1 rRNA gene is annotated in these 524 nt (G+C 51.1%); it reads right to left on the bottom strand.

Annotated features, from left to right (window positions below):
- Window positions 1-524, bottom strand: a 23S ribosomal RNA gene (locus OCV65_RS13290); the annotation flags it as partial.

Here is a 524-nt window from a genome sequence, read left to right as displayed (position 1 = left end):
TCAACCTGGACATGGATAGATCACCCGGTTTCGGGTCTACTCCGACTGACTACTCGCCCTATTAAGACTTGGTTTCCCTTCGGCTCCGGACCTTTAGTCCTTAACCTCGCCAGCCAGCGTAACTCGCCGGACCGTTCTACAAAAAGTACGCGGTTCATCTCATATGGATGTTCCACAGCTTGTAAACACAGGGTTTCAGGTTCTCTTTCACTCCCCTCCCGGGGTCCTTTTCACCTTTCCTTCACAGTACTATGCGCTATCGGTCACTAAGGAGTATTTAGCCTTACGGGGTGGTCCCCGCTCATTCAATCAAGGTTTCTCGTGTCTCGATCTACTCTGGATACCGCCATGTCGACTCATCTTTCACTTACGGGGCTTTCACCCTCTCTGGCTGGCTTTCCCAAAACCATTCTGCTAGACTCATCAATCAATTATACGGTCCGAACCCCAGCATGCACGCACGCTGGTTTGGGCTCTTCCGGTTTCGCTCGCCGCTACTTCCAGAATCACATGTTGTTTTCTCT

This window comes from Dorea ammoniilytica (assembly GCF_025567415.1).
GTDB lineage: Bacteria > Bacillota > Clostridia > Lachnospirales > Lachnospiraceae > Claveliimonas > Claveliimonas ammoniilytica.
This window is presented reverse-complemented; position numbering and strand designations above follow the sequence as displayed.